General features: G+C 62.1%; 22 protein-coding genes and 1 riboswitch. Of the genes, 8 read left to right on the top strand and 14 right to left on the bottom strand.

Annotation, left to right across the window (positions count from 1 at the left end):
- Positions 1 to 172: 172 nt before the first annotated feature.
- Positions 173 to 604 (top strand): hypothetical protein, encoded by a 432-nt coding sequence (locus EKH49_RS11300; RefSeq protein ID WP_128470907.1) that lies wholly within the window; start codon positions 173 to 175, stop codon positions 602 to 604.
- A gap of 173 nt (positions 605 to 777) precedes the next feature.
- On the opposite strand, the gene EKH49_RS11295 is transcribed toward EKH49_RS11300, so the two are convergent.
- The 4 genes from EKH49_RS11295 to uraD all read right to left on the bottom strand — a co-directional run bounded on the left by EKH49_RS11295 (position 778) and on the right by uraD (position 4,237).
- Entirely contained in the window at positions 778 to 2,313 is a 1,536-nt protein-coding gene (locus EKH49_RS11295) for a nucleobase:cation symporter-2 family protein (RefSeq protein ID WP_128470906.1), read from the bottom strand.
- 75 nt (positions 2,314 to 2,388) lie between these two features.
- Positions 2,389 to 3,312 (bottom strand): factor-independent urate hydroxylase, encoded by a 924-nt coding sequence (gene pucL / locus EKH49_RS11290; RefSeq protein WP_128470905.1) that lies wholly within the window; start codon positions 3,310 to 3,312, stop codon positions 2,389 to 2,391.
- A 4-nt stretch (positions 3,313 to 3,316) separates the two neighbouring features.
- A complete protein-coding gene (uraH, locus tag EKH49_RS11285; protein ID WP_128470904.1) occupies positions 3,317 to 3,673 on the bottom strand; it encodes a hydroxyisourate hydrolase in 357 nt (118 codons plus the stop codon).
- A gap of 69 nt (positions 3,674 to 3,742) precedes the next feature.
- A complete protein-coding gene (uraD, locus tag EKH49_RS11280; RefSeq protein WP_128470903.1) occupies positions 3,743 to 4,237 on the bottom strand; it encodes a 2-oxo-4-hydroxy-4-carboxy-5-ureidoimidazoline decarboxylase in 495 nt (164 codons plus the stop codon).
- A 322-nt stretch (positions 4,238 to 4,559) separates the two neighbouring features.
- On the opposite strand from uraD, the gene EKH49_RS11275 reads away from it, so the two are divergent.
- A complete protein-coding gene (locus tag EKH49_RS11275; protein ID WP_066142901.1) occupies positions 4,560 to 4,754 on the top strand; it encodes a hypothetical protein in 195 nt (64 codons plus the stop codon).
- A 188-nt stretch (positions 4,755 to 4,942) separates the two neighbouring features.
- Here the strand turns inward: EKH49_RS11275 and EKH49_RS11270 are convergent, their stop codons facing one another.
- Together EKH49_RS11270 and EKH49_RS11265 are read right to left on the bottom strand one after the other, a co-directional pair.
- Complete coding sequence (locus EKH49_RS11270; protein ID WP_128470902.1) at positions 4,943 to 5,278, bottom strand: LuxR family transcriptional regulator; 336 nt, start codon at positions 5,276 to 5,278, stop codon at positions 4,943 to 4,945.
- A 106-nt stretch (positions 5,279 to 5,384) separates the two neighbouring features.
- The gene (locus EKH49_RS11265; RefSeq protein WP_121867698.1) at positions 5,385 to 6,401 is read right to left on the bottom strand and encodes an AEC family transporter; all 1,017 of its coding nucleotides are present in this window, start codon (positions 6,399 to 6,401) and stop codon (positions 5,385 to 5,387) included.
- Between the two features lie 199 nt (positions 6,402 to 6,600).
- On the opposite strand from EKH49_RS11265, the gene EKH49_RS11260 reads away from it, so the two are divergent.
- Together EKH49_RS11260 and EKH49_RS11255 are read left to right on the top strand one after the other, a co-directional pair.
- On the top strand, positions 6,601 to 7,365 hold the full coding sequence (locus EKH49_RS11260; protein WP_128470901.1) for an SDR family oxidoreductase: 765 nt from the start codon (positions 6,601 to 6,603) through the stop codon (positions 7,363 to 7,365).
- A 29-nt stretch (positions 7,366 to 7,394) separates the two neighbouring features.
- Positions 7,395 to 7,778, top strand: coding sequence for a nuclear transport factor 2 family protein (locus EKH49_RS11255; RefSeq protein ID WP_128470900.1), 384 nt, complete (start codon positions 7,395 to 7,397; stop codon positions 7,776 to 7,778).
- Positions 7,779 to 7,781: 3 nt separating this feature from the next.
- Here the strand turns inward: EKH49_RS11255 and EKH49_RS11250 are convergent, their stop codons facing one another.
- From EKH49_RS11250 to EKH49_RS11240, 3 genes are all read right to left on the bottom strand, one after another.
- Positions 7,782 to 8,231 carry an SRPBCC family protein gene (locus EKH49_RS11250; protein ID WP_038992801.1) on the bottom strand — a complete coding sequence of 150 codons (450 nt, stop codon included), beginning with the start codon at positions 8,229 to 8,231 and terminating at the stop codon, positions 7,782 to 7,784.
- Between the two features lie 45 nt (positions 8,232 to 8,276).
- Positions 8,277 to 8,534 (bottom strand): hypothetical protein, encoded by a 258-nt coding sequence (locus EKH49_RS11245; RefSeq protein ID WP_052253948.1) that lies wholly within the window; start codon positions 8,532 to 8,534, stop codon positions 8,277 to 8,279.
- 85 nt (positions 8,535 to 8,619) lie between these two features.
- Entirely contained in the window at positions 8,620 to 9,081 is a 462-nt protein-coding gene (locus EKH49_RS11240; RefSeq protein ID WP_128470899.1) for a MarR family winged helix-turn-helix transcriptional regulator, read from the bottom strand.
- A 169-nt stretch (positions 9,082 to 9,250) separates the two neighbouring features.
- Between EKH49_RS11240 and EKH49_RS11235 the strand changes: the two genes are divergently transcribed.
- Positions 9,251 to 10,252, top strand: a complete 1,002-nt coding sequence (locus EKH49_RS11235) for a pirin family protein (protein WP_128470898.1) — start codon at positions 9,251 to 9,253, stop codon at positions 10,250 to 10,252.
- Positions 10,253 to 10,269: 17 nt separating this feature from the next.
- The gene (locus tag EKH49_RS11230) at positions 10,270 to 10,602 is read left to right on the top strand and encodes a GNAT family N-acetyltransferase (protein WP_121867700.1); all 333 of its coding nucleotides are present in this window, start codon (positions 10,270 to 10,272) and stop codon (positions 10,600 to 10,602) included.
- Between the two features lie 10 nt (positions 10,603 to 10,612).
- On the opposite strand, the gene EKH49_RS11225 is transcribed toward EKH49_RS11230, so the two are convergent.
- The 5 genes from EKH49_RS11225 to EKH49_RS11205 form a co-directional block, all read right to left on the bottom strand.
- Positions 10,613 to 10,801, bottom strand: a complete 189-nt coding sequence (locus EKH49_RS11225) for a DNA-binding protein (protein WP_128470897.1) — start codon at positions 10,799 to 10,801, stop codon at positions 10,613 to 10,615.
- Positions 10,802 to 10,814: 13 nt separating this feature from the next.
- On the bottom strand, positions 10,815 to 12,197 hold the full coding sequence (locus tag EKH49_RS11220) for an MFS transporter (protein ID WP_128470896.1): 1,383 nt from the start codon (positions 12,195 to 12,197) through the stop codon (positions 10,815 to 10,817).
- 23 nt (positions 12,198 to 12,220) lie between these two features.
- Positions 12,221 to 12,958 (bottom strand): ZIP family metal transporter, encoded by a 738-nt coding sequence (locus EKH49_RS11215; RefSeq protein ID WP_128470895.1) that lies wholly within the window; start codon positions 12,956 to 12,958, stop codon positions 12,221 to 12,223.
- Positions 12,959 to 13,018: 60 nt separating this feature from the next.
- Entirely contained in the window at positions 13,019 to 14,374 is a 1,356-nt protein-coding gene (gene dnaB, locus EKH49_RS11210) for a replicative DNA helicase (RefSeq protein ID WP_038992790.1), read from the bottom strand.
- Between the two features lie 856 nt (positions 14,375 to 15,230).
- Positions 15,231 to 15,731: a flavin reductase family protein gene (locus EKH49_RS11205; RefSeq protein WP_128470894.1), complete on the bottom strand. Its 501-nt coding sequence runs from the start codon at positions 15,729 to 15,731 to the stop codon at positions 15,231 to 15,233.
- A 94-nt stretch (positions 15,732 to 15,825) separates the two neighbouring features.
- A riboswitch (SAM riboswitch) is annotated at positions 15,826 to 15,943 on the bottom strand.
- 376 nt (positions 15,944 to 16,319) lie between these two features.
- Here EKH49_RS11205 and EKH49_RS11200 point away from each other — a divergent pair.
- Positions 16,320 to 17,927 (top strand): long-chain-fatty-acid--CoA ligase, encoded by a 1,608-nt coding sequence (locus EKH49_RS11200; RefSeq protein WP_128470893.1) that lies wholly within the window; start codon positions 16,320 to 16,322, stop codon positions 17,925 to 17,927.
- A 15-nt stretch (positions 17,928 to 17,942) separates the two neighbouring features.
- Complete coding sequence (locus EKH49_RS11195) at positions 17,943 to 18,359, top strand: PaaI family thioesterase (protein WP_121867704.1); 417 nt, start codon at positions 17,943 to 17,945, stop codon at positions 18,357 to 18,359.
- Positions 18,360 to 18,509: the final 150 nt, after the last annotated feature.

Raw genomic sequence — 18,509 nt, 5'->3', positions numbered from 1 at the left:
CCTGCAGAGCAATATTGATTCTGCAATCGTGCCATTAAAGATAGGCCCGCCATTGTCCGAAGATGGCAGGACCTGGTCGGCGAATGCAGATCAACGCCATGCGATGGCCTAATCTGGGCCTATGAACCGCCTTCAACTGACGCATCCCTCGGAACTCCTGTTTCCACTCTTGGTGCGCGGAACAGCAGCCGGCATCCTGGTGGCCGCCATATGCGTCACCGCTCTCGAACTCCCTGGGCCTGCAGGCTATGCGACCATCGCATTCATGTACGGCCTGCCCTTCGGGGCGCTGCACGGGCTGCTGGTTGCTGGCGGGGTCTATGCAGTGCTCGCCTTCCGTCATCATCGAAGCTCCGCAGGCGTCATGCAGCGGCTGGTTCCAACAGCCACCGCAACGGCGGCGCTCCTCTGCATTCCTGCAGGCATCCTGGTGGCCCTGCTCATCGGCGCGGAAAACGCAGCCTACCTGCTGCCAGCCGCTGCACTAGACGCCTCGGCTGCGGCGGTCACCGCCTCGTGCACGCAGTCGGCGATACGCGCCGTTGAGAAGAAACTCAATGCAGGACGCCCGGAACCGAGTCCTGGTCGCCTGGCTCGGGCGTAGGAGGTTCCCAGCGCTAGGCGCACTGCTGTGGACCAATCCAACGAGGTCTTGAGCCCACCACGGGCGAACGCCCGCAGGCTCTCGGGCCTGCGGGCGTTCGCCTCGCTCAGGATGGATCCTTGTCCATCTCGTCGCGGTCGTTCTTGTCCTGTTCGGGCTCTGCCTGCTCCGGCTTAGCGTTCCGGGCTCCCGGCAAGCCTGGGTACAGGCATCTCGATGGCCCCTGTCTGGATCTGCTCGAATTCATCGGGCGTGACTACAGGAATCTCGTAGCCTTCCTTGTCGATGAGCTTGCCGCCCACGTAGTGGTCGCCCTCGAGCAGTCCGCAGATCTCCTCGGTCTTGACCATCCGCGGCGGAGCTGCCGAGAAGACTGATGCATTCTTCGTGTTTCCGAACTTGAGCTCGTTGAACAGCAGGTTCAGCAGTACGGCCATCACGGCTGCCGAGGAAATTCCGGAGTGGAAGATCGTCTCGAACCAGCTGGGGAATCCTGCATAGAAGTCGGGCTTCACGATCGGGATGCAGCCGAAGGCAATCGAGGCGGCGACAATCACCAGGTTCATGCCGTCGTACTTCACCTTGGACAGGGTCCGGATTCCGGAGGCGGCAACGGTGCCGAAGAGCACGATGCCCGCACCGCCGAGCACCGGGGTGGGGATGGCCGCGACCACGCGGCCGAGGATCGGCAGCAAGCCGAGCACCACGAGGATGCCGCCGCCGGCAGCGACCACGAAGCGGCTGGTGATTCCGGTGATGGCCACCAAACCGACGTTCTGCGCGAAGGCCGACTGGGTGAAGGTGTTGAAGATCGGGGCCACCGCGGAGGAAGCCATGTCGGCGCGCAGGCCGTCGGCGATGCGCTTGGAATCCACCTTCGAGCCGGCAATCTCGCCCACTGCGAGGATGTCGGCGGTGGTTTCGGTGAGGATCACCAGCACCACGATGGTCATCGAGATGATGCCGCCGATTTCGAAGACCGGCATGCCGAAGGCCAGCGGCTGCGGGAAGGCGAAGATGGCGCCGTGGCCGACCTGCGAGAAATCTGCCATGCCCAGCAGTGCCGCGGCGACCGTGCCCAGCACGATTGCCAGCAGGATCGACATGCGGGAGATCGCGGCATTGCCGACCTTGGAGAGCAGGAGGACCACCAGCAGCGTTCCGGCGGCCAGGCCGATGTTGGCCAGCGACCCGTAGCCCTCGGCCTTGGCGTCCCCGCCCATGGCCCAGTTGGCCGCGACCGGGGTCAGCGAGATGCCGATCATCGTGATGACTACGCCGGTCACTACCGGCGGGAAGAATCTGATGATGCGGGCGAAGAACGGTGCGATGAGGAAGCCGATCAGCGCAGCGACGAGCACGGCGCCGAAGACAGCCTGGATGCCGCCGCCGCCATTGACGATGGCCACCATGGTGGCCACGGAGGCGAAGGAGGTGCCCTGGACCAGCGGCAGCTGCGCACCGAAGAACGGGATGCCCACGGTTTGCAGGATGGTGGCCAGCCCGCCGACAAACAGGCAGCAGGCGACCAGCAGGCCGATCTCGTCCGGAGCCAGCCCTGCGGCGTTGCCGATGATCAGCGGCGGGGCGATGATTCCCCCGTACATCGTCAGGACATGCTGCAAGCCATAGGCAAAGGACTTCCCCAGCGGAAGCTTGATGTCCTCGGGACGATTGCCTTTGATAGATTCATCTTGTGTAGCGCTCAAGGCTGACCTCCTACGTCAGTCGCTGCCAAAGGTGTGCCGGTGTGCCAGCACCGGCACACCTTCAACGCTGTTCGTTTAGATAAATGCCGGAATATTTGCCCAGATCGGGTGATTCGCCTCGGTGCCTTCTCGGGTGATCGTCGCTTCGATCAGTCCGTACGGGCGGTCAGCCGCGAAGAAGACCTCATTCGGGTTGTCCTGGCCGAAGACCTCGAGGTCCACCAGGAAGTGGTGCTTGTTCGGCAGCGACATCTTGATCTCGGCAATTTCCGGATGCGCTTCGAGCACGGCCTGCCCCATCTGGAACATGGTCTGCTGCAGCGCGTACGAGTGGGTGTCGGCGAAGCGGGTCAGCAGCAGCTGGCGCACCGAGGTGTAGACCGCGTCGAAGTCGATGCCCTCGGCGATGGCCTGCTCGGTGTAGCGCCAGCGCGCGGTCACGTCGGTGGCCAGGATGCGGTCGGTGGTTTCCTTCAGGGTCGTGTACTTGTCCCGCGGGAAGCCGTGGAATTCGCTGCCCGTGGACTTCAGCACGGTGAGGTCTTCCAGGCCTGCAACGATCGATTTCTTGCCGTCGGCGCCGATTTCCAGCACGGCGGTGCGGACCTCGGACTTGTTCTGCGAGAAGGCGTGGTCGTGGTCGTTGATGCGGTCCCAGAAGAACTGCTGGGCTGCCCAGCGGCCACCGGTGATCCAATCGAATTCCCCGGTGAAGTGCTTGCCAAGCTGCACCAGGAACTCCTCGATGGCACCCACGCCGTTGCGGGCCAAGCCATAGACGGTGTTCTTCTGGGTGTCGGTGGCGACAACGCGGCCATTGTCGCCATCCTGGTGCGCGGCGGTGAAGTCGCCGTGCAGCTGGCTGGTGACGTTCAGATCCTGGATCTGGTGGCGAACCGTGTCGCGGGTGATCTTGACCAGGCGGACTTCGGCCTTGCCGTACTGGTTGGAGCCCAGCACGATCTTGGTGTCTGCCGGGGCGGTGATTTCGGTAGTCATGGTTCTAACTCCCTCGGTACGTGGAATATGCAAACGGGCTGATAAGAAGAGGTACGTGGTAGTGCTCGTCGACGTCATTAACGAAGAAATCGATGCTTACCGCGGGGAAGAAGCTTTCCGTTCCCTGCTTCCCGAAGTAGCCGCCGGTTTCAAAGGAAATCCGGTAGCGGCCGGCTTCAACCTGTACCGGTCCGAGGTTCTTGATGCGGCCATCGGCATCCGTGGAACCTGAACCGATTTCTTGCCAGCCGGATGCCGCCTTGGCTTCCAGCGTGGCCTTGACACCGGAGGCAGGCCTCCCGGTCCCGGTGTCGAGTATGTGGGTGGTGATGTGGCTGCGTTCGCCGTTGCCATCTGCCATGTTCATCTCCTGGCTGTCGGAGGGATAAGGGGTCGGTAAATGCGCGGGGTGTGCACCCCGGGCATTGGCTTAGTTGTCCACCGCGTTCTGCAGCCGCAGCAGCGCGATCTGGCGCAGCTGCTCGGCAACCTCAAGAAATTCTTCCTGCTCGCCATTGGCCAGCCGGCGTTCGCATTCGGCGAGGATTTCTTCGGAGCTGCGGCCAGCGGCGCGGATGAGGAAGACCCGGTTGAAGCGCTGCTCGTAGGCCTTGTTGGCCTCGGCCAGGCGTGAGGTGACATCGCCATCAAAGTCCAGGCCTGCCTGTTCGCCACGCGAGAGCTCGGCTTCCTTGCTGCTGCCCTGCCCTTGTTCGCCGATGCGCGGGTGGTGCGCCAAGGCGGCGGCGATTTCCTCGCGGTTGAAGGGGGCGACGTCCTGCAGCGCATAGCTGGAAAGCTCATCGAAGCTGTTGAAAGGACGGGCGGAAACAAGTGCATCGATCCAGCGGTCGACATCCACGCAGGGGCGCAGGACATCTGCCGCCTCGGCTGCGGGCAATTGATTGAATACGTCTAGTCGCATCGGGTGATCAGCTCTTTTCAAACGGTCGTTCTTTCCACGGACCTTGGCTGAACACCCTTACCACCGAAGGAGACTTCGGCTTCGACTCGATGCTGGTTTCGTGGAACCTTGTGCCACCACTGTAATCCACCTCACAGCGTCGCCGTCAAGTCAAAGCCGGAAAATCTTTAACAAGTGTGACTTATGAAAGTTTTCCGCATTGCGGATAGAAAATTTTGCGCCCAGCTATTGCCAACAATCCACCATGGTGCACATAATGGTTTCGTAAGACAAAACATAATTTCCATATTATGGAAATAGAGAATCGCGAAGGAGGGTCGCAATGACCGCTATCAACACTGGCAAGATCAACTGCTCACCGGAGGGCCAGCGCCTCGTTGCCACCACCGACGCGTTGCGCACCGGGCTGTTCCAGCCTATCGAAGGCCTGGATCCCGATATCGCCCGCCAGCCGCGGATCACCCGCGAGGTCCCCTCGCTGTTCAGCCGCCTGTTCGGCCAGCACCAAGGGCGCTAGGCGCTCCTCAAGACCACGCAGAGGCCAACCCCTGAGGCGTCGGGACCTGGCCTCTGCGTTTTTTTAATCCGGTTCGCGGTCGCGCGTCCTTGTCCTCTGGGACGCCGCAAACGCGAATGCAGCGGCATGAGCCGTTACCGAAACCGGCCCCGCCCATTGACGTGGGCTGGCCCGCAGTTCGCTTCCGCCTAGCGATCGATCTTGGCCACCGTGAGCAGCACGCTGGAATCCTCGGTAGCGCTGATTTTCAGCCGCCCTTCGGGCAGCACGATCAGATCCTGGCTGCGCCCCTCCCACTGGTTGCCCATCGATGAGACGGTGACCCTTCCGTCGAGGACCAGCAGTGTCGCTTCGCCGGGATTCGCATGCTCCTGCAGCTCGGTGCCGGCCTTGATCCCGATGACAGTTTGGCGCAGCGTGTGCTCATGGCCTCCGAACACCGTGCTGGCGGCGCGGCCATTGCCGGCGTTCTCGGCATCGCGCAGCTGGGCCCGGGCGATGGCGGTCAGCGAAAACTTCTTCATTTAATCCCTGCATCTCATCTCTGCGGCTGGAAGCTCCTCGCCGGTTGGCATGTGGTGCTACCAGCCTGTCCCCGGTCGGGGCAAAGGTCAAGGAGTGCGCGGAAGGCTACTTCAGCGCCAACTGCGCCAGCACCGGCAATGCTATGACCGACAGGACGCAGGTGATGACGATGGCTACCGCAGTCGGTTCGCCATCCCCGGTGTCGTTTTGCGCCATGATGTAGGCGGTCGCGCTCACCGGCATGGCCGCCATGAGCACCGCCGAATTGAACCAGATGCGGTCCAGCTCAGGGGCGAAGGCAAGCAGCATGGCCACCACCAGCACGGGGAATGCCACGAGCTTGCCCACGACCATGGTGGCGATGGAAATTTTCGCCCAACGGGCTGCTGGCGCGGTACCGTCCGCGGCCGCCGGCGCCCGGCGCCTGGAACGTGCTCGGTCAATGGTCCGCTTCAGCGACATGCCGATGACGAAGAGCGCGCCCGGAGCAGCCGCGGCGGCCACCAGGTCGATGGTGTCGTCCACCGGCTGCGGCACCGGCACTGCGAAGATTGCTACCGCCCCGCCGACGAGCATCGCCCAGGTGACCGGGCTGCAGACCAGGGCGTTGCGCACGGTTCGGGCAATGCGCGCAGCACTGGCCTTGTGCTCTCCTCCGCCTGCGTGGGGCAGGACGATTTGGGCGAGGATGGGGAACCCGACCATGAAGATGATGTTGTGGACCAGTTGCCCCATGCCCGCCGCGAAACCGGCTTCGGTTCCCATCACGCCCAGGACGATCGGGATGCCCAGATACGAGACGTTGCCAAAGCTGGTGGCCAGCATGCCGGCGAGCGCCCGCGCCCGGTCTGCGCGCAGCAGATAGCGGAAAGCCAGCCAGCTGATCAGCGCGAACACGAGTGCCGAGACGATGCTGATCCACAGGAATGCGAATGGCACGCCGTCGCTGATGTCCGCCCGGGCCACCACCTTGTAGAGCAGGGCCGGCAGGGCGACATAGAAGACGAATACGTTCAGTGCTGGTTCCACGCTGGCCGGGAACTTGGGAGCATGGCTGGCGGCGTAGCCGATGAGCATGACGAAGAACAGCGGCAGCACGCCATAAAGCACGTCGAGGAACACAAGACTCCTTCGGGGATATTCGGCCCGGATTGCGCGAACCGGCCACTTCAAGGTTAGTAGCCGGCCAGGCTGATCCGGGAAACGCGGCCGGGGATGCGACGCAACATGCAGAAGAAAACTGGGGTTTCGCGGCCCGAATTCCTAGGATGGGACCACGCGCCTCACCCTAATGCCGTTGAGATTTCCGCAAGGAGAATTGATGTCCCAAGCATCTAACGCCCCGCACGCCCCGCGCACCATCGTCATCACCGGTGCAGGATCAGGCATCGGCCGCACCACCGCCCGCCTGCTGCTGGAGCAGGGATGGAATGTGGTGCTCGCCGGGCGCACCGCGCAGAAGCTGCACGAGACGGCGCAAGGACATGGCTCCGCCCTGGTGGTCCCCACCGATGTCAGTGATCCGCAGGCCGTGGATCAACTGTTTGCCGCAGCCGCCGAGCGTTTCGGATCGGTCGACGTGCTGTTCAATAATGCAGGGATCTTCGGTCCCCCGGCAGCCATCGACGAGCTGGACCCTGCCCAGTGGGATGAGGTGTGCCGGATCAACCTCACCGGAGCCATCAACGCCGCCCGGGCGGCGTTCACCCACTTCAGGGCGCACGGCGGGGGACGCATCATCAACAACGGGTCGATTTCGGCGCAGGTGCCGCGCGTGAACTCCGTTGCCTATACCGTCACCAAGCACGGAATCGCCGGCCTGACCAAATGCCTTGAACTCGATGGGCGCGAGCACCGGATCAGGGCCACCCAGATCGATATCGGCAACACCGCCAGCGACCTGCTCGATGATTTCGGCGCCACCGAGGGAGCCTTGCAGCCCAGCGGACATCGGCTCGTCGAGCCGACCTTCCCGCTGGCCGAAGCCGCTGAAGCCGTTGCGTACATCGCCGGGGTTCCATTGGGCACGTCCATCAACCAATTCACCATCACCGCTGGCGGCATGCCCTACATCGGGCGAGGCTAGGCCGCGGGCATCATCGAGGAGGAACTGGCATGCAAGTTGAGACCCCGGCGACCTGCGGCAACGCCCCGCGCCATCAGATCATCATGGGGCTGCTGGCTGCGCTGCACGGCAAGGACCTGGCAGAACTGCGCCAGTGGCTTGCCGAAGATGTGGTGTGGGAGTTCCCGGGCGAGCAGGCCCTGCATGGACGCGACGCGGTGGAACAGTGGGTCCAAGCTCGCCCCGAGACCAGCAAGGTGCACTTTTTGAGCATCCTCACCCACGGCAACGAAGGCAGCGCGGACGGGATCTTCACCAGTGGCGGCAGGGAAACTCCCTTCAGCCACGTGCTGCGGTTCGCCTCGGCCGGCAAGGCAGCGAAGCTGGTCGGCGTGCGCAGCTATTTCGCCGCTTCTTCCGCTGCTGCGCAGTAGGGCCTAGAAGTATTCTGCCAGCAGCGCTTCGAGCTTCGCGAAAGCCGAGTGCCATGCCTGGGTGCTGGACTCGATCACCTCATGCGGCAAGGGGGTTTGGGTCAGCGTGAGCATAGTCTGGCCGGCGAATTCCTTGAATTCGATGCGGGTCTCGATTACCAGGTCCAAGGTCATTTCGTGCGGGCCGTCGGCGCTGGCCAGGCACTCGTACTCGTCGAAGGCGGTCAGCACCGCCTTGAGCGGCACCCTGGCTTCCGGGTTCCCTGCCTGCACCATGTTCAGCTCATGCCGGCCGCCGACCTTGGCTTCGAAGACGACAGAATCTTCCTCGACCAGCCAGCCCTCCGGCCCCCACCATTGGGCGATGATTTCCGGTTCGACAAAGGCAGCCCAGACGGCGTTCTTCGGTGCGGAAAACTGCCGGGCGACTACAAGCTCAGTCATCGATTCCATGGGTTCAATTCTATCGCGGCCCGCTTTCGGGCTCAGCTGCGCGGGCTAGCCTTGCGGGCGGCGGGGCTCCATGCGGCTCACGGTGTACAGCGTTTGCTCATCCGGCAGGGTTCCGGCGGCTTCATGGGCGCGCATGACCTTCATGGCGCGATCCCATTTGATGCGTTCGCGCGGGCTGGCCAGGACGCGGCGCTCGGCGGGACCGAAGATCGACAATCCCAGGTACTTCAGGCGCCAGAAGATGCGGTAGCCGACGCTCAGTCCGGTGGTATCGGAAATGATCGGCAGGGGTGATTCATCCATGATCGTCGTCCTCTTCGGTCATCTGACGTGCAAGTGCTGGCGCATCAATCATACGTCATTAGTTGGTGCACCAACTAAATTGGGCCTAGCTCTTCGGAGCGTTCGCACCAGCGGCGATCATGCGGTCCAGGATGCTGCGCAGTTCCAGGACATCCTTCTCCGAGAGGGCAAGCCGGGCCATCATCTCGCGGGGCACCTTCACCGCTTCGGCACGCAGCGCTGCGCCCTTCTCGGTGGGCTGGATAACCACTGCCCGCTCATCGTCCGGGTTTTTCGTCTTGGCTACCAGCCCGGCAGCCTCCAGCCGCTTGACCAGCGGCGAGAGTGTTCCCGGGTCCAGATGCAGGTGCCCGCTGAGGGCACTGGCACTCGTCGGTCCCAGCTCCCAGAGGGCCAGCATCACCAGGTACTGCGGATGAGTCAGCCCCAGCGGATCCAGCACGGGCTTGTACGCCGAGATCACCGAGCGCGAGGCTACGGCCAGGCCGAAGCAGACCTGCTTTTCCAGCTTGAGAAGATCTTCGTCGCGAAGAATTGCACTGTCCACGTTGCTGCAAGCTCCTTGAAAGACGCCTAATACCACTGCATCGATCGTACCCCGGCCGAAAACTGCGCTGCCGGGCCCAAGCCCGCGCACCGGAAAGGCATGGCTTCCGGCGACATGGAAAATAGCGGAGCGAGTAGTCAAAACGGGCCGCAGTGAATAGCCTTGGCCTATGAGCAATCTCGAGCAGAGTCCGCAGGAGATCGACTGCCATGCACTGCGTTCCGGGGCAGAGGTTGAAATCCTCGAGCCACGCGAAGTGCCGCTGGGCGGCCCGCGGGCCATGACTGTCTTCCGCACGCTGCCGCAAAAGCAGCGCAGCCTGATTGGCGCCTGGTGCTTCCTTGACCATTACGGTCCGGACGACGTCAAGGTCACCGGCGGGATGAACGTGCCCCGGCACCCGCATACCGGATTACAGACCGTCTCCTGGCTCTTCACCGGCGAGATCAACCACATGGATTCTGCCGGCTTCAAGGCAACCGTGCGCCCGGGCGAGGTCAACCTGATGACCGCCGGCCACGGAATCAGCCATTCGGAGATCCTCACCGAGGACACCACCATCCTCCACGGCGCCCAGCTATGGACCGCGCTGCCCGATCATGCGCGGGACATGGAGCATACCTTCGAGAACTACCGCCCGGAACCGCTGGCTGCCGAGGGCTGGTCGCTATCGGTATTCCTGGGAACCTACGCGGTAGCTGGGCAATCTTCCGCCTCCCCGGTGAAGACCCACACCGAGCTCGGCGGCGCGGAATTGCGCCTCGAGCCGAATACCGAAATCCACGTCGTGGTTCCCGAGCACCATGAGCACGGGATCCTTTTGGACTCCGGCAGCCTCGAAGTCAACGGCCATGAGCTCGCCCCGCGCGATCTGGGATTCGTGCAGGCTGGGTGCAAGACCCTGCACCTGAGGTCCGGCGACCAGCCGGTGCTGGCGCTGCTCATCGGCGGTGAACCGCTGAAGGAAGACATCCTGATGTGGTGGAACTTCGTGGGCCGCACCCATGAGGAAGTCCTCGCCTTCCGCGCGCAGTGGCAAGCCGAAATCGGGGCGGAGCCCGGGGACGCCTCCGAGGACCGCTTCGGGCCATTCCCGCCTGATACCCCGGCAGCCCTGCCGGCCCCGGCGCTTCCTACCGTTCGCCTTCGCCCGCGGGTGAACCCAGCCTAGCCACCAAGGAGCTTTCCATGAGCGATATCAAGCCAGTTTTCCTGCCCGAGCGCCAGCGTTTCGCCCTCGATGATGACGGGAAGATGATCGGCGCGGCGCACTACCGCGATTTCGACGGTTCAGAAGGAGTCGAGCGGATTTTCTTCCACACCACCGTGGATGAGGAATATGGCGGGCAAGGGCTGGCCGGCATCATGGTGAAATTCGCGCTGGAGAACACCATCGCCAGCGGCGCCAGGATTGTTCCGGTCTGCCCGTACGTGAAGGCCTACGTTGCCAAGCACACCGAGTACGCGAAGCATCTGGTGGAACCGGAAAAGCACCATCTGGAGATCCTGCCGCGCGGCTGAGCCGGGCAGTTCAAGGATTCATCTCCAGGCCTCGCGCGGCCAGCTCTTCGCTCAGGAGGCGGATGGCTTTCGGACCCACGCCGTGCAGTGCGAGCAGCGCCGCGGCGCCGGCCTGCCCCGCCTGCTCGAGGCTGGTGATGCCGGCGTGCTCGAAGGCCCTGGCCGCGGGGTTGCTGGTTTTCGGAAGCTCGGTGCCCATGACCCCAGCGTAGTCAGGCTGCCGGCCGCGCAACAGCTTTGGTGCGCGGCGAGATCGCGATCAGGACGAGCACCAGCAAGAGGCTGAAGCTGAATACCGAGATGAACCCCATGCCGGTGGCGGCCATTGCGAAGATGACCCCACCGATGGCAGTGACCCCGGCATTGCCCAGGGAGTCGGCCACGGTCATTGCCGATGAGTTGAATCCCTGCTCGTCCTTGGCGGACAGGGCCAGCATGTTCACGTTTTGCCTCGGGAAGATCATGCCCATGCCGAAGCCGCCCACAGCCCATCCGCAGACCAGCACGAGCACCGGCGGATGGAAGACCGCTGTAGCCAATGCGGTTGAAATCGCCACGCAGCCGGCAATCGCCCCCACGGTGATGCAGGTGGAGGATTCCACCTTCTCCCCCAGCTTTCCCTGCAGCCATGAGCCCACCGACCAGCACAGTGCCGACGCCGTCAGGATCAGGCCGGCCCGGTCGGGGCCCAAGTGGTAATCCTCGCGCAGCAGGTAGGGCAGGTAGACTTCCACGCCGAAGAAGGCACCGGCCACGAAGATGCGGGTCATGATGGTGGACGGCAGTCCCCTGGCCAAGCTGAATGTGCCCTTGGGCAGCAGCGGGCGAACCGCGGCCAGGGCCACCGCCAGCGCCAGGATCAACCCGAGCAGGGACCAGCGGCCCTGCGTATTTCCGAGCAGGTTCATGCAGATGACAGCCACCCCGGTCAGGCCAGCCAGCACCAGCCGCTTGGCGGAAATCGGCCCCAGGTCAGGATTGCGCGTCGAGCTCAGAGACTTCAATGCCGGCACGACCCCGCAAAACGCGAGAACCACCAGCACCGCCACGCCGGAGAACACCCAGCGCCAACCGAGGTGCACCGCAATCAGGCCCGCCATCCAGGGGCCGATCATCGCCGGAATCACCCAAGCGGTAGCGAACAGGGCGAAGATCTTCGAGTGCAGGTGCCCGGGGTACACCCGGGCAATGAGCACATAGATGGCGACGGTGATCGCGCCGCCGCCGACTCCCTGCAGGATGCGCCCGGCAATCAGGGCCTGCATGTTCTCGGCCGAACCGCAGATCAGCAGGCCAACGCAGAATACGGCAACGGCGATGAACAGCGGGTGCTTCGGCCCCCAACGGTCGGTGACTTCTCCGGCGGCCACCATCCCCAGCATGCCGCTGGCGATCGGCGCGGCAAAGGCCAACGCAAAGTAGCGTTCACCGTCCAACAGCTCGCTGACCAGAGGCATCACCGTCGTCACGGCCATGGATTCGAAGGCGACCAGGAAGACGAGCACGAACATGCCAAGGGTGGTGGCAAGATACTGCGGAGCATAGATGGTGGACTCGGCGCGCTCGGTTGATTGGCTGCTGCGGTTCAGGGGCATGCATCCATGATCTCAGGTTTCGACTAGCCGCCGATCACGTGCAGGCTGAACGCCGCGAGGAAGCCAGAGGTCACCAGCAATCCGGTGTAGTCGTGCTCCACCTTGTAGGCTTCGGGAACCATGGTGTCAGCGATCATCGTCAAGATGCCTCCGGCAGCGACGGCGGTGGCGAAGGCCAGCACCTCGCCGGGCATGGATTCCAGCAGCAGCGCCCCGAGGAAGGCCGCGATCCCGCAGGAGATGGCGATGGCGCCCCAGAGCAACGCGATCGAGGATCCCTTCTTCCCGGACGCTTTCATCTGGGCGGTGCTCGCCAGCCCCTCGGGGACATTGGAAATGAAAATGGCGATCAGCATTGCCGGATTAATGCTTGCGCTGGCGACGACGGTCAGTCCCAGGGCCACGGATTCGGGAATGCCGTCGATGAGCGCACCGACAGCGAGCGCTGATCCTGATGATTCCTGCTCGCCTGCGCGCTGCGCCTGCCGCTTTCCGGTCCGCCAGGCCAGCAGCCGGTTCGCACCGAAGTACAAGGCAGCGCCCACGATCACGCCGCCCAGTGTCGCACCAAGGCCGCCGGTGCCATAGGCTTCGAGCACCAGTTCGAAGGCCAGTGCGCTGATCAGGACCCCAGCGCCGAAAGCCATGATGGCGCTGACCCAGACCTTGGGGATCTTCAACCACCAGGCAGCACCGGAACCCAGCAGCAGGGCGGATCCGGCCACGGTGCCCCACAGCAAAGCCTGCAACGAAGCGAACATGGCGCCCACTATAGCCAGCAATGAGCTGGCTTAGTAGGTGCCATATCAGTTCTGACTGGACTAACCCTCGTTGGACATGTTGTTGAAGCGCGAGTAGTGGCCCTGGAATGCCACGGTGATGGTCTTGGTTGGACCTGCACGGTGCTTCGCGATGATCACGTCGGCCTCGCCCGGACGGTTTTCCTTGTCGTACACGTCGTCTCGGTGCAGCAGGATGACCATGTCGGCGTCCTGCTCGATCGAACCCGATTCACGCAGGTCCGAGACCATGGGCCGCTTGTCGGTGCGCTGCTCGGATCCGCGGTTCAGCTGCGACAGCGCGATCAGCGGCACGTCGAGCTCCTTGGCCAGTAGCTTGAGGTTACGCGAGAACTCCGAGACTTCCTGCTGGCGCGATTCCACGCGCTTGCCCGAGCTCATCAGCTGCAGGTAGTCGAGGATGATCATGCGCAGCTCGTTGCGCTGCTTGAGCCGGCGGCACTTGGCGCGGATTTCCATCATGGACATGTTCGGCGAATCGTCGATGAACAGCGGGGCTTCGTTGAGCCGGCCCATGGTCGTGGCGATCTTGGTCCACTGCGCATCTTCCACCGAGCCCTTGCGCAGGTCCTGCAGCTGGATAGACGCTTCGGCCGAGAGCAGGCGCATCGCAATTTCGTTGCGGCCCATTTCCAGGGAGAAGAACACGGTGGCCATGTTGTGCTTGATGGCAGCCGAACGGGCGAAGTCCAGCGCGAAGGTCGACTTGCCGACGGCGGGACGGGCAGCGATGATGATCATCTGGCCGCCCTTCAGGCCCTGGGTCAGCTCGTCGAATTCGTAGAAGCCGGTGGGCACGCCGGTGATGCCGTCGCCCGCGTTGGCCGCGTTCTCGATCTCGTCGACGGTGTCTTCGATGATGTCCGAGAGGCGCACGTAGTCCTCGCTGCTGCGGTTCTCGGCAACCTTGTACACCTCGGCCTGGGCTTCGTTGACGATTGCGTCGACCTCGCCATCCGGCGAGTAGCCCATCTGGACGATGCGCGTACCGGCGTCAACCAGCCGGCGCAGCACTGCGCGTTCGCGCACTATTTCTGCGTAGTACCCGGCATTCGCCGCAGTGGGAACCTGCTGGATGAGGTTGTGCAGGTAGGCAGCGCCACCCACGCGCGAGATTTCGCCGCGCTTGGTCAGCAAGTCGGCTACGGTGACCGCATCGGCTGGCTCGCCGCGGCCGTAGAGGTCAACGATTGCCTCGTAGATGGATTCGTGGGAGGGACGGTAGAAGTCGGTGCCGCGGATGGATTCAACGACGTCGGCAATCGCATCCTTGGAAAGCATCATGCCGCCGAGCACCGACATTTCGGCCTCGATATCCTGTGGCGGCTTGCGCCCTGCGTCGGATTCCCGTCCTTCGTAAACCGGCTCAGCACTCATTGCAGACACTTCCATCCCCTATTGACCCGCTGGGAAAATTCTCCTTGCCCTCATGGCAACGCTTCATCATGTCAGTCGATACGGACATTTAGCTGTAAAGCGCCTGTGGATATTTCTCTCCCGAAGCCAACACTAGGGCTGTTATTAACAGGCGTAAACCTCATTATCCACAGAATATGTGGATAACACACCGCTACCTGTGGACTCCCCTGTTCACAGTCTGGGGAGAACCCTGTGGATTACCCCACTCTACACACCGGTAACATCGATTGACTAGGCTGTTTGTATTTTCACACTTGTGGAAAGAAAGTTAATTCATTGAAGGTCACGTCAACCACATCGAAGTTATCAACACCCATAATCGCCCAGTTTCCGGGGTTTTCGCTCCTTTGTTCACATTTCCCCATACTTCATCCACAGTTTTGTGGATAACACTGTGGATACTGTTGATTTTGCAAAACCCTTAGTCACCACGGATTAATGTTCGCTATCAAGGCTCCGAGCCCGAAGTAGTTCACAACCGACAAGAATTTCACCGCTCAGGGCCGTGGATAACTTGATGTCGCCGAGGTGGCGTTGCGTGAATTTGAAGCCGTAACTGGGCTCTTGGCCCACTGCCACCGATTTACCTCGGCAATCAGCTGCAGTGGAAGTGCAATTACACGTCGAACTTGCCCGCAGTGCATGGGCTGCATGTAGTCCAGGGTTGCTGCCGGGGTGCCCGGAGATCAACAGGCATCGCGCCTAATTTTCCGATTGGCACAGGGATCAAGTGATTCCGCAGGCCTCGAAATCAAAAAAGCTTCGGCCAGATCGATATGTTGATCTGGCCGAAGCTTTGGAAGTTCAGAAGAGCTTAGACGAGCTCGGGAACCGGCAGTGAATGGAAGCGCGAATCGTGGAAGATCTGCGGCGAGTGCTTCGAGATGCGGTGCCCGTGGACTTCCATCAAGATCACCCAGTGATCCCCCGCTTCGACCTCGTTGTAAATCGAGGTTTCCAGCCACAGCGTGGAGTCGTTAATGAACAGTGCGCCCTGTTCCGAGGAATAGGTGTCGATCCCGCGGAATCGGTCGCCGTTCTTCGACGCGATCTGAGCGCATACTCCTTCATTGCGTTCGCTGAGCACCGAAACGCCGATGCGGCCAGCGTTGCGCAGCTTTGGCCACGTATTCGAGGATTTCTGCACGGCGAACATCACCAGTGCTGGCTCGAGGGAAACACCCACGGTAAATGACGAAGCCACAATGCCGGTTTTCTCGCCATCCAGTTCTGCACAGAGGGCGGCTACGCCTGACGGATGCTGAGCGAAAACCTTGCGCAGGGTCAACGGGTCAAGTTCAAGATTCAATGACATGGCTCGATTCCTTCGGGTCTTGCCCACCGCGCAATAATCCGCACGCCGGAGCTTCTTGATTCTCGAAGCCGCCAGCGTTGGAGTTCCGCGCCGTGTGCGGTACTTGTTCCAGCACGTTTTTGCGTGGAACCGAATCCTCACCTGGAGCACCCCACTACCGTTGAGAGGGTTGCCGATCAGCAAGCCAGGGCTTATAGCTGATGCTCTTGATTCTGTTTAAAACGATATGGCTCATGTCGAACACGCGTCAAACATTTTGCTTCGCAAATCGCAATATTCAACGAAACGTTCGATCCAATGCCTTGAAATGAACCTTTTAGCAGTCTTTTATTCGCCACATCCACCTTGCCCGAGACCTTCGACGCAACTTTCATTACGGACCTTCTCCGGTCACGTTGCAGCGGAAGACCCGGCTCTACCCGTGGAACCGGAGGCCTGTCGCGAATTCACTACCGCTCACCGAAATGAAACTTGGTTTCTCCGCATGACGCTGAGGTTCATGACACTATTGATCATGGAGTGCGTTGAGTCACACTCCTGCTTATTGTTCTCCGTAACCATCGCTGACGATTGAGGAATAGCCACACCATGGTAGAGATTCAGGCAAACCATTCAGAACTGACCCCGCTGCGTTTCCTTGAGCGCACAACCGAGGCCTATCCGAAGAAGACCGCCGTCATCCATGGAACTCGCAGCTACACCTACGCGGAACTCGAAGCACGCGTGCACCGCTTTGCCCAGGCGCTGAAGGCGCGTATTGAGCCGGGCGACCGCGTGGCCGTGCTGGCACCGAATACTCCCGAAATGCTCATGGCGCATTACGCCGTGCCGCTGGCTGGCGGCGTCCTCATTGCCCTGAATACCCGCCTTTCGGACCACGAGCTGCAGTACATCATTGATCATTCGGCTGCCAAGCTGATGCTTGCCGACACCGAGCTGCTGGAGAATACGAAGACCCTGCGCCGGGAGAACCCGACGCTGGAGGCGCTCATCGAAATCACCGATGACCAGTACTCCGGACCGCGTCCCGAAGTGCAAGTGGACGCCACCTTGGACGAGCTGCTGGCGGAAGCCTCGGATGAGAAGCTTCCCTATGCCATAGCCGACGAGCGGGCGCCGATCACCCTCAACTACACGTCGGGCACCACCGGCAAGCCGAAGGGCGTGCTCTACTCGCACCGCGGCAGCTACCTGAATTCCTTGGGCGAAGCACACCACCAGGGCTTCACCGCCAAGACCCGCTACCTGTGGACCCTGCCGATGTTCCACTGCAATGGATGGTGCACTCCCTGGGCCGTCACCGCAGCAGGAGGAACCCACCTGTGCCTGCGCGGCGTGCGCGAGGATGCCGTCTGGGACGCCATCGAGAATCTGGGGACCACGCACCTGTGCGGCGCCCCGACCGTTTGCTCCATCATCGCCGACTCCACCCGCGCCCACCAGCTTGATGCGCCATTGCGGATCACCACCGCTGGCGCTCCGCCATCCCCGGCCATCATCTCCAAGCTGCAGAATCTGGGCATCGAAGTAGTCCACGTGTACGGCCTGACCGAAGTCTATGGGCCGTACACGGTGTGCGAATACCAGGATGAGTGGGATGAGCTCGATGGGCCGGCCCGGGCAGCGAAGCTCGCCCGCCAGGGCGTTGGCATGATCACCGCCGAGTCCGCGCGCATTGTCGACGAGAACATGGACGATGTCCCGGCGGACGGGCAGACCATGGGCGAAATCGTGCTGCGCGGCAATAACGTCATGATCGGCTACTACCGCGACGAAGCCGCCACCGCCCAAGCTTTCCATGGCGGCTGGTTCCACACCGGCGACCTCGGCGTCATGCACCCGGACGGCTACATCCAGGTGCGCGACCGGGCCAAGGACATCATCATTTCCGGCGGCGAGAACATCTCCACCATCGAGGTGGAACAGGCCCTCGCATCGCACCCAGAAGTGCTGGACCTTGCAGTCATCGGCGTCGCCGACGAGAAATGGGGCGAGCGCCCGGTGGCTTATGTCATCCGCGCCAGCGGATCCACCCTGGATGCCGAAACCCTGATTGGCTTCGCCCGCGAAAAGCTCGCCGGATTCAAGGTGCCGCGCACCATCGTCTTCCCGCAGGATCTGCCGCGCACTTCCACTGGTAAGGTGCAGAAGAATGTTCTGCGCGCCCAGGCGCTCGAAGACAGCACGACGAAATAGCCCGAGGATCACTAATTGGATAAGCCAGCACCACGGATTCCCGACAAGACCAGCCGATTCAGCGCAAGCATCGGATTGGAATTCGATGAAATCACTGCCACTGAAGTACGTGCCCACGCGCAATTGGACGAGAACCACCACACTCCGTGGGGCGTGGTCCATGGCGGCGTGTACGCCTCGATGATCGAGAGCGCAGGGTCGGTCGGCGCCAGCTATGCGGTGGCAGAACGCGGGCAATTCGCCGTCGGCGTGCACAACGCGACCGACTTCCTGCGCCCATCCACCGGGGCTCGGGTCCAGGTGGTCGCCACTGCGCTGTTCCAAGGTCGCACCCAGCAGCTCTGGGAGGTCATCATCACCGATGAAGCCACCGGCAAGCAGCTCTCCCGTGGCCAACTGCGAACCCAGAATGTGGACTTGCCCAAGGAATGACGTCAAGCAGAAGATTCATAAGATGCGCATCATGGCCAGCACAGTGAGCGTGCATTTCATGTAGTGCGCCCGTAATCCACAGATGCAGTACTGTCAAAGGCGGGAAGAAGGTGCGCAATTGAAGGTCTCCGCAAATATACTCGTCGGCAA

Origin of the sequence: Glutamicibacter sp. HZAU (genome assembly GCF_004100365.1) — a bacterium.
GTDB lineage: Bacteria > Actinomycetota > Actinomycetes > Actinomycetales > Micrococcaceae > Glutamicibacter > Glutamicibacter nicotianae.
The sequence above is the reverse complement of the archived record's forward strand: the minus strand, read 5'-3'. Positions and strand labels throughout refer to the sequence as shown.